This window comes from Thioalkalivibrio sp. (genome assembly GCF_041690275.1).
Lineage (GTDB): Bacteria > Pseudomonadota > Gammaproteobacteria > Ectothiorhodospirales > Ectothiorhodospiraceae > Thioalkalivibrio.
Map to the genome: position 1 here is coordinate 1 of NZ_JAWLHP010000078.1, position 9728 is coordinate 9728.

The 9728-nt window shown below is 63.2% G+C and carries 8 protein-coding genes and 1 tRNA gene; 6 read left to right on the forward strand and 3 right to left on the reverse strand.

Translation table 11 applies throughout. The features are described from left to right. Positions 1-734: 734 nt before the first annotated feature. From ACESMN_RS12270 to ACESMN_RS12295, 6 genes are all read left to right on the forward strand, one after another. Positions 735-2831 (forward strand): AAA family ATPase, encoded by a 2097-nt coding sequence (locus tag ACESMN_RS12270; RefSeq protein ID WP_373053890.1) that lies wholly within the window; start codon positions 735-737, stop codon positions 2829-2831. 129 nt (positions 2832-2960) lie between these two features. Beyond that, on the forward strand, positions 2961-3305 hold the full coding sequence (locus tag ACESMN_RS12275) for a hypothetical protein (protein WP_373053891.1): 345 nt from the start codon (positions 2961-2963) through the stop codon (positions 3303-3305). A 93-nt stretch (positions 3306-3398) separates the two neighbouring features. Continuing rightward, entirely contained in the window at positions 3399-4700 is a 1302-nt protein-coding gene (locus tag ACESMN_RS12280) for a phage major capsid protein (protein ID WP_373053892.1), read from the forward strand. 4 nt (positions 4701-4704) lie between these two features. Continuing rightward, entirely contained in the window at positions 4705-5937 is a 1233-nt protein-coding gene (locus ACESMN_RS12285; RefSeq protein WP_373053893.1) for a phage portal protein, read from the forward strand. A 451-nt stretch (positions 5938-6388) separates the two neighbouring features. Further along, positions 6389-6721: a hypothetical protein gene (locus tag ACESMN_RS12290; protein WP_373053894.1), complete on the forward strand. Its 333-nt coding sequence runs from the start codon at positions 6389-6391 to the stop codon at positions 6719-6721. Between the two features lie 728 nt (positions 6722-7449). Then, a complete protein-coding gene (locus tag ACESMN_RS12295) occupies positions 7450-7761 on the forward strand; it encodes a hypothetical protein (protein ID WP_373053895.1) in 312 nt (103 codons plus the stop codon). A 371-nt stretch (positions 7762-8132) separates the two neighbouring features. On the opposite strand, the gene ACESMN_RS12300 is transcribed toward ACESMN_RS12295, so the two are convergent. The 3 genes from ACESMN_RS12300 to ACESMN_RS12310 form a co-directional block, all read right to left on the reverse strand. Further along, positions 8133-8321 (reverse strand): superinfection immunity protein, encoded by a 189-nt coding sequence (locus ACESMN_RS12300; RefSeq protein WP_373053896.1) that lies wholly within the window; start codon positions 8319-8321, stop codon positions 8133-8135. Beyond that, the gene (locus tag ACESMN_RS12305) at positions 8321-9433 is read right to left on the reverse strand and encodes a tyrosine-type recombinase/integrase (RefSeq protein WP_373053897.1); all 1113 of its coding nucleotides are present in this window, start codon (positions 9431-9433) and stop codon (positions 8321-8323) included. The genes ACESMN_RS12300 and ACESMN_RS12305 overlap by 1 nt, the downstream gene beginning before the upstream one ends. Positions 9434-9629: 196 nt before the next feature. Next, positions 9630-9717: transfer RNA gene (locus ACESMN_RS12310), tRNA-Ser, on the reverse strand. Positions 9718-9728: the final 11 nt, after the last annotated feature.

The following is a 9728-nucleotide window of genomic DNA, read 5'->3' on the forward strand; positions in this document are numbered from 1 at the left end:
TGATCGGGGGGCGAGGCGTGGAAACGTCACTCCTGCGAATCCTGGCGGAAGGGGTGGGATTCGAACCCACGGAGGGTTTCCCCTCGCCGGTTTTCAAGAGCGAATAGTGACTCATCTCGCCACCAATAGCCCCCAATTCCAGGGCGATTGTTTGTTGTGGAGTTGTGTGTATTCGAGGCGTTTGGTGCATGGCGTTGCACCAAGTTTGCACCAAAGGGAGAAGCGCCGGGGTGCGGCGAACGGAAAAGTTGACGAGTCGGAAACTTCATTTGTAGAGTTCGCCACGTGGCTCACTGGCACCTCCGTTGGGCCGGAGGCTCCCCGAGTAGGGGATGTGTAAAACGCCAGCACACGACCGAGAACCTTTGCCCTTTGTGAGCACTTGAACGCCCCAGCCGGAGGTTGGGGGATAAGTGTTTGCGAACAGGGTTTTTCAAGATGCCACGCACCTCGACCATTCAAACGTCGTTCCCGCTCGCGGACGACGGATTGCCTCAAGACTACTTGCCGGCCCGCCAGTTCTTCGACCAGTGCGGACGCAGGTACTATACCTCACAGAGTGCGTTTCGCTGGGATTTGCGCCATCGCCACGAGAACGGACTGGTTGCGAGCGGCGCGGTCATTGAGCGATTCGCCGCCGGCACCCGGAGCCACCCCAGGCTTCTGGTCTCGGAAAGCCGGCTCATTCGGCACTGGCGTGAGGAATCGCAGGCGAGAGCCGCCGGGAGGAGGTGATGAGCGACCCGCACCAACGCGGTGCGGGTGGCTCAACGTCCAACAGGAAGCGTAATGGACGTGCGGAGTCTACCCCGCGCCACAGCACCGCTGTCAACGGCTCTAGCCGGCCTGCCGGCTGGGGTGCCCCGGATTTTGACGCCATCCCTCTGCGCGAGGGTCGGTTCTGCGTCACCAGCGAGGACAAGATACCACTGAGCCCCACCAGCGGGCGCCGTATCTCCACGAAAGAACCGGAGACATGGGGCAGCTTCGAGCAAGCCCGAGCCGCCATCGAAGCCGGCCGCGGCAAGGTCATTGGCCGGTTGGTGGAGCGCGACGGGATCGCGGTGGTGGACCTCGATGATTGCGTTGCCGACGACGGCTTCTCCCTGGAGCCGTGGGCGGAGCGGCTGGTCAACTTGCTCGATTCCTATGTCGAGTTCTCACCCAGCGGCACAGGGTTGCGGGTGCTCGTTCAAGCTGATGGGCTCCCGCACGATTTCACCAATGCACGGAGCGGAGTCGAAGTCTACAAAGGCGACTCCCCGAGATACGCCACCCTCACCGGCCACGTCCTCCACAACCGCCCCATCAAACCGCCGTCAGCGGAAGCCATCAAAGAACTCTATCAGTACGCCACCAAATCCTCGAAAGCCGAGGATGCCGGCGAGATGCCGCCGCTGCTCGACGAAGCCGAGACGTTGCGGAAGCTGCGGAAGGTGGCGGCGTACCTGACCCCGGAGGAACGGGGCGCCCTCAAAGGCGTGTTCCGGCCCGGCACCGACCGCTCCAAGCTCGTGGCCGGGCTGATGAAGCGGCTCGCCCTGCTCGGGCTCGATGCCCAGGAACGATTGAGCGTCGCCTTCCATCTGCCAGGGCCGATGGCGGTTGCGCTCGATCACCGCCGGCAGAACCAGGACAAGGCGCTGGTCTATCTGTGGGAGCATCACGTCGCCAAGTCGATCCCGTATGAGATGGGCGACCCCGCGGAAGATTTTGAAGATTTTGACGATGAGCCGGACGATACCAACCAATCTACCAATACACCCGGCGGCATGTCGCGGCGCTCGTTGTTCATGGACGGCGCCGAGCTACAACAACGGCTCCGTCCGACTGAATGGCAGATAGACGCTGCCCTGGAAACCGATTCCACCGGAATGGTGGTCGGACTCCCCGGCAGTCTCAAGTCGTTTTTCGCGCTCGACTTGCTGCTCGCTACCGCTTCGGGCCGGGACTGGCACGGCCACGCCGTGCGCCAAGGCGTTTCGATCTGTTTCGCTGGCGAGGGTGCGAACGGGCTAGCTCGCCGGGTGGCGGCTTGGTGCCGGCAACACGACGTGGACATGGCAACACTGCCCATCTTCATTAGCCGCCGAGCGGTGGACCTGTTCGATCCCGCGAGCGCGAAGCAAGCAGCCGATGAAGTAGCCGCCATCGCCCGGGAACACGGCCCGCCGCGAATCGTCGCGGTCGATACGCTGGCGAAGGCTGCACCGGGTGCGGAGGAAAACTCGGCCAAGGACATGGGGCTGGCGCTTCGCAACATCGACCGGCTGCTGCGCGAGCCGTATGGCGCCACCGTGCTGATCGTTCACCACACCGGGCACGGCGCCAAGGACCGCGCTCGGGGTTCGTCCGCGCTACGTGCGAACGTCGATTTTGAGTATCGCCTGGAGCGCCACGAGCGGCTGACCGATCTGGTGTCGCTCCGGTGCAGCAAGATGAAGGACGGGCCGGCGCCGCCCGAGCGGTGGTTTCGGGCGGAGGTTGTAGAGATTCCGCTGCCGGCGGAATTCGACGAGCTGTCAGAGACCTCGTTGGTTTTGCTTCCAGCGGATACACCCGGGGTGGTCGAGCAGCCGCGGAGCATCCGCGGAAAGAATCAGCGGCTCGCCCTGACCATCCTGCTCGAACTGGCTAAGAAATCGAACGACCGGGTGCCGGTTTCGTGGTGGCGGGCGGAGTTCCTTCGCCGCTGCTCGGCCGCAAACGCCAGAGACGCCTGGAAAACCGCAGTCGAGGCCAACCCGGTGACTGCACAGTGGCGCATTGAAGGCGAGTTCGCGATGCCCACCCGGGGCGATGGCGGCGACGCCACCACGGAGGACTGGTGAAAAGGCGTCGGGTTTCGCGTCGGGTTTCGTCGGGTTTGTCGGGTCAACAGGACTCGTCGGGTGTCGGGTTTGTCGGGTTACCCCTAAGTAACCCGACAAACCCGACGCCGGCCTGTCGGAGCAACGCTCGTGACTGATGATGCGCCTCAGCTCCGCCTCTGCGCCGCACCCGGGTGCAAAAAGGCGCTGCCACCCCACAGCCGTCGCCACCGCCAGACCTGCTCGCGCCGCTGCCGGCAGCGCTTGGCCTACCGGCGGCAACGGTGGCGGGCGGAGCTGGAGCGGCTGGATCGAAAGCTGACGGCTGACCGGGAAATGATCCGTCGGCGGGCGATTCCGGATTTGGATGAGGCCCGCGTGCTGCTCACCAAGCGCATCCTGCAAGCGCGGCGTCGCGGGCGCCCGACTCAGCGCCTCCGCTCAAGTCTGGAATACCTCAACCAGCTATTCGACGCGCTCCAGCGTATTGAATGAGAAAGTGTCGGAAACGTGCGGCTTTGGCAGTCACCGCGGATGTGGCAGGGTGCGCATCAATTCGGTTAGCAAAACGTGGGAACGATAGAAGTCATGCGCATCCCTTCCGAGCTGTACTCGCGCTACAAAGTCCATCGCGGCGCGGTGGACCGCAACCTCAACACCTTGATCGAGGCCATGCGCGAACGTTACGACGAACTCGACGCGGGCATTGGCCGCCTGATAGACCAAGCGGGTGGCGACGAACGCGCCGTGGATGGAGCCGAGCGGCGCGAACTCGACGAGCTGCGAACCGAGCGTCGCCGTGTGGAGATCGACTTGAGCACGGTTGAGCTGCAACTGGAGCTGGTCAATGTAGGCACCAGCGGCGGCAGCATCGCATTTCGCGACTCGACCGGCCGTGAATTGCGCGGCTATCGACCCGGCGAGCGAATTGCTCCTCCGCCAACAGAGGGTGACATCACACCCGGTGCGTTTCTCGCCGCCGCGGTCCGCAGCAGTCTGGGCCAGCGGCTCGCGCCCCACGAGCAACGGGCGCTGGAAGGCGCCACCGGCTCGGCGGGCGGTTTCTTCGTCGATGAGGCGCTATCAGCCCGGTTCATCGACTTGATTCGAGCGGGCTCTGCTCTGAGCCGGGCGGGAGCGATCACGGTGCCGTTGAGCGGCGCCGCTGACCAATTTCATCTGGCGCGGATTGACGCAGACCCGGTGCCTACCTGGCGACCCGAGAATGCCCCCGTTAACGAGGATGACCCCATTTTCTCTCGCGTCAGCTTCGTCCCTGCAACGCTGGCGGTGATGGTAAAAATTCCGGTGGAGTTGGTGCAGGATGCGGCAAACATCGTGCCCGCCGCCGAGACCAGCCTGAGCGGCGCGGTGGGTGGAGAGATCGACCGCGCTGGGCTGTTCGGCAGTGGTACCGGTGACGAGCCGCTCGGCGTCACTGGAACCAGCGGCGTCACTGTGATCGCTCATAACGCGACCCTCACCGGTTACAGCCCGTTCGTTCAGGCGCTTCGGGCACTGGAAGACGCCAACATCGACAGCTCCCAACCGTCCGTGGCTGCGTTGATGAGTCCGCGGGATTGGGAGACGCTTCAGCTCCTGGAGGATTCCACTGGACAGCCACTGCGTCCTCCGCCTTCGGTGGAACAGCTTCGTCAGCTCCGCACGACTCGAATTCCGACGGATGGCGGGGCCGGCAGCAATGAATCGGAACTCCTCCTGGCCGACTGGAGCCGGGTGCTGATCGGAATGCGCCAGGAGGTCCAGGTGGAGATTCTTCGGGAGGCGTTTCGCTCCAACCTGCAAGTCGGCGTGCTGGTGTGGACTCGGGTTGATTTCGTGCTGGAGCGGCCTGAGGCACTGGTGCGCGTCACGGGGGTTCAGGGCTGACGCTATGCTGAGCCACCTGATCGAGCGGCGGGACACCATCGGAGGTATCGCTGCGCTGTCCAACTGGTTCAGGGAGGTGTTGGGTCGGGAAACCGCGGCCGGCGTGCCAGTCTCCGACTACACTGCCCTGAACCACTCCGCAGTCTGGACTGGTATCGACTTTATCAGCTCGACCCTAGGGATGTTGCCGGTGAAGCTGATGCAGGACGAAGATAATCTGGCCGGCACTTCTCGCGTCCACAGTGGACCGAAGGCAAACTTGCTGCGGCGACGACCAAACGACCGACAGAATGCGGTCACGTTCAAATCTGTGTTGCAGGCGCGGGCGGTCTTCCACGGTAACGGCTACGCCTGGATCGAGCGCACTCCCGAGGGACGAGCCGTGGCTTTGTGGCCGCTCCCATCGCGGGCCACCGAGCCTGTGATCGAGGAGGGTGCGCTGCTGTACCGCACGCTGGTCGCCGGCCGGCCCGTGTTCTTCCCCGCCGCCAACGTGATCCATGTCCCGGGCCTAATGCTTGATGAGCAGGGTTTGAAAGGGCTGTCCTTTCTGGAGTACGCCCGCCACGTCATCGGTCTCGGTCTGGCAGCTCAGGAGTTCGGGGGCCAGTTCTTCGGCAGCGGTGCCAGTCCGAGGTTCATTGTCAGCCACCCGGATACCCTCGCTCCGGAGGCGGCGCAGCGGCTCGCCAATCAGCTCAACACTGTGTACGGGGGGCGCTCCGGTGCTCACAAGTGGGCCGTGATCGATGAAGGGATGAGGACGGAGAAGCTCAGCTTCAATCCAGAGGAAGCTCAGTTCCTGGACACGCGCAAGGACAACCGGGTGGAGATCGCCGGAATGCTGCGCGTGCCACCGCAGGTGCTAGGTATCTATGACCGCGCCACGTATCGAAACGCCGAGCACATGGACCTGTTCGTCGTGAAGTACACGCTCAGCTCCTGGATCGCGAAGTGGGAGGCCGAGCTGGACAACAAGCTTCTCACCGCTCAGGACCGCACCAACGGTCAGCACTTCAAGTTCAACGTCAACGCCCTGCTACGCGGTGACACCCGGACGCGAGCCGAGCTGTACCAGGTGATGCTCCAGCACAGCGTGATGACGCCTAACGAGGTACGCGGCAAGGAAGACCTGCCCGCCATCGACGGACTGGACGAGCCGCTGCCGCCGCACAACGCGGGAGCCGGATTCCAGTTCGATGGCGAAGACCCGGACGAGGGCGACGACGATGACTGATCGGAACCCCCCGGTTCGGTTTCCAGGAACGCAGCGAAACAGGACCGGCGCAGCAGGCGAATTTTCGTGCGCAGCTTTGAAAATTTGACAGGTGAATTGTGGTCGCGCATCTGAAACCCGTGAAACTGGCGAAGCCGACAACGCACTCACGCCGCAGGGTGCAAGGACGTGCGCCGGCTTGGTTGAACAGCGAGGCGAAGAAACTGTACCGGCAATACCGTGCCGATCTTGCGAGTGTAGATTCCTGGCACCCGCTGTTCGAGACAAGTCTTGCCACGTTCGCTCATTTGGAGGCGGCGTTTCGGGAGAACCCGTCCGCCTTCTCCGCGGCACAACTGTCCGAGAAGCGGCGGTTGTCGGCTGAGCTTGGACTGAGCCCGCATACGTTCGCTCGCCGGCCGCGGATCGACGACACCCTGGGTGCGCCTGACGGATGGGACGAGTTCTAAAGATGTACGACGGTTTCGACGAGGACCTGAATCACCCGCTGGACGACCCCCCGGTGCACCTCGAAGGTTACTATGCGCGGCAGACGTGGCGAGAAATCGCGCCGCTGGCAACCGTGTGCGGCCTGCTGACGGCCGAGACCGAGGCGCTGCTTGAATTGGCGTGTTACGCCGATGAAGTCGCAGTCATGGGCATCCTGCATCACCTTGCCGACGACGAGGCGGGCCGCTCGATCCAACGCCAACAGGTGCGGGAACTCGCGGAGTTTCAGATGCGGCTGCTGCGCGAGTTCAAGATTGCTCGACCTACGTTCTGCGGTTTGTTGTACACGGTCTGAAAATGAGAGGCTGCGCACCCGCGGCGGGTTTCGCCACGGTCCCCACCGGGGGTGTGCGTCTGACGGGCTGCCAGCCGCCCGGCCGTGGGGTGGGTACACCTTCCTCCGTCCTCCACGGCAAAAGGCTGGCATCGCCCCGGCCCCTTCCTGCTGGTTTGTTGGTCAGCTTTCCGGGCAGGGAGGGGTCGGGGCACCTTTCCCCATCATCAAACTGCCGGTCCCGTGGAAGGGATCAAGCACCGTCACCGAAGGAAATGGACGGTCGCTAAGACTAGAATCACCGCAATTGCCCACGCCAACCGCGCCGCTAACTGTGGACCAAACGACTGTGCGAAGCCGTCAATGATTGCTCGGGCCGCTTGCCTAGCGGTCGATTTGGGACTACCTTGGTGGCCGTTAGGTATCATCTAATCTCCTAGTAAGGGTGAGTGGTGCCTAATACCGGCCCCGGTAGCAGGAACAAGCGGCTTTGTGAGAGAGGGCGCTCGTTTCGGCTTAAGGGGCCTTTTTCTTTTTCGTGTCTACCGTTGCTTCAAAACATGACACCCGACAATAGACATATTTTAAAAAATTGCTAGTGGATTTTATAACGCTGACGCGGTTGGACACTGAGGAGTTTTAACAACCCCGCGTTGTGACCGCCCACAGCGTTTAGTTGTTTGTCACCCGCTGCGCCGCTGCGCTAGAGTTTGCTCCGAAACCCCCGAAACACCAGCAGGAGCAACAGCATGGACAAGCAGCAAGCCCTGGCCCTCGCCAATGCTTTCGACGCCAGCGCATCCACCCGTCGCACCCTGGTAGCGTTGCTCGCCCAACCCCCGGGTGCAGTCGCTCAATTCGTGGCCGAGCACCCCGATGAAGCCACGGCGCTGCTCGCCGATGCCGTGGCCGCGGTTCGCCAGACGGCGGGCATGGTGTCGCTGCTGCGGTCTGCCGCGGCGCGGATCATGGTAGCGGTGGAGGCGCACCCGCCCGAGGCGTTGTCCCCGGAGGAGTACGGCAAGCTGGTGCAGGAGTATCTGGAGGCGGAGGCAGCCTGAGAAGCTTCACACGGCTGTTTCTACAAAAGGGGCTTTTGGCTTTTTTGTTGCAATACCGGAGTGGTCGCCTGCGTGCTCTTATTGCAATGAACCGGGCACCGCTATATCTTTAGCGTCAAGGCAGCCCACGGGGCACAGACTCCTTGAAATAGGTGGTGCCGTGGTGTAAGCGGAGAGCACAGCCTCAGCGTTTTCCCTGCAATGTTTGGTCGACGGCGCGGGATCACTGTGGCGGTCCGGTTCGAGTCCGGCGGCGTGGGACTGCCTTACTCTCCACCCCAGCCCATCTTGTTGCAGCAGCCACAAAGGATGCTTAACAAGAGATTAGGAGAATACTAAACGCGCTGTTAGGTATGACGCAAGCCTGATTGTTAATTGACGCGGTGCGGGCGTCCCGCTTCCGTCGCGCCCAGGCACGACCAGACCAGCGCCACCAGCCAGGCAATCACCGTCCAGCCGAGCAGCAGGTTCAGGGCGAATAGCCAGTAGAAATGCCGGTGGTCGCGGAGGAGCGCGATCAGCGCCGGTAGGAGGTACAAGAGGGCGAGGGTCAGCTCCATCACATACCCTCCCGCGCTCCGGCGAGCAGCATCGCTGCCTCGGCCGCCTGCTGCTCGCGGCGCTTCATGTAGCGAGCGACCATCCCGGGGGTCTTCCACCCGCCGGCTGCCATGAGCTGCGCCAGGGTGGCCCCGCGCTCACCCAGGCGGGTGCCCCAGGTGTGACGGATGTGGTGGATGGTCAGCACCTCGCCATACTTCGGGTCTGGCGCGTCTAGCTTTGCGGCTTCCCGGGCCTCCCGAAACGGCTGGTCTACGGCATAGCGGCCTCGCCGGGTGCGAGACGGAAACACCAGCACCGAAGACGGTTTGCGGTACTCCTGCTCGTGGGCCTGGAGCAAGGCATAGGTCGCTGTGTCGATGAAGACGGTCCGCGGCTCGTGGTTCTTCACATCGTGGAGCCAGATTTTCGCGCCGAGCGACTCATCAGCGGCCGGCTCGATGTCGCACCAGCGGAGATTGAGCAGCTCGCCTTTCCGCGCACCCGTGCTCCAGGCGAGACGCAGGAACATGCCGAGCATGTCGTTTCTCGCGTCGGCCGCTTCGAGCAGCGCCTGCCACTCCGCATCCGTATAAGTTCTGCGCCGAGCCTTCGCGTCGTTCAGCCGTTCGGCTCCGTTCAGGGGGTTGACTGCGACCCAGCCGTGCTTCTTGCAGTAGTCGAACAGCCGGGAGAGGGTGGTTTCGTAGCGGTAGCGGGTGGCCGGCGACCAGCCGCGCTCCTGCGCCTGCTCCGTCAGCTTCGCGTCGATCACTTCGAAGGTGAGGCGCTTCAGGGCCACGGTTCCGAAGCAGTGGTCACGCAGCCACTTCAGGCGCACCTTGCGGTCTGCGGCCGCGGTCGGTTTGAGTGCTCGGCGCTTCGAGGTGGAGAGGGCGCCAGGGTCCTTGAGATACGCCTCCACCGCCTCGGCGAAGGTGGTCCGGGCCTGGGTGACGTTGCTGGTGATGGGGCGGCCTTCGCGGATGGCGTTCTCCACCTCGCGGATGAAGGCATCGGCCTCGCGCTTTCGGTCGAAGTATTCCGTGATGTTGATGCCACGGGTGAGCTTTCGAATCTGCACCCGGTATCGGGTGCGCCCACCGTATGTGATAGCTTGCGGTCTAGCCATGTCTCGACTCCTACTCAGTCGGGGGTGGTCAGGGCCGCCGGGGATGTTGCCGCATCCTTGGCGGCCCGCTTATTTGTGCGTTTATTGTATCAGAACCCAGTGCATTTTGCACCGAACTTGCACCAATCGGGGAGAGGAGGGCGTTGGAGCGCAGCGGGTGATTCGCGAAAAAACCATTTCGTTTCAGTGGCTTATGTGGCGGAAGGGGTGGGATTCGAACCCACGGAGGGTTTCCCCTCGCCGGTTTTCAAGACCGGTGCCTTCAACCGCTCGGCCACCCTTCCAGGTGCGCGCA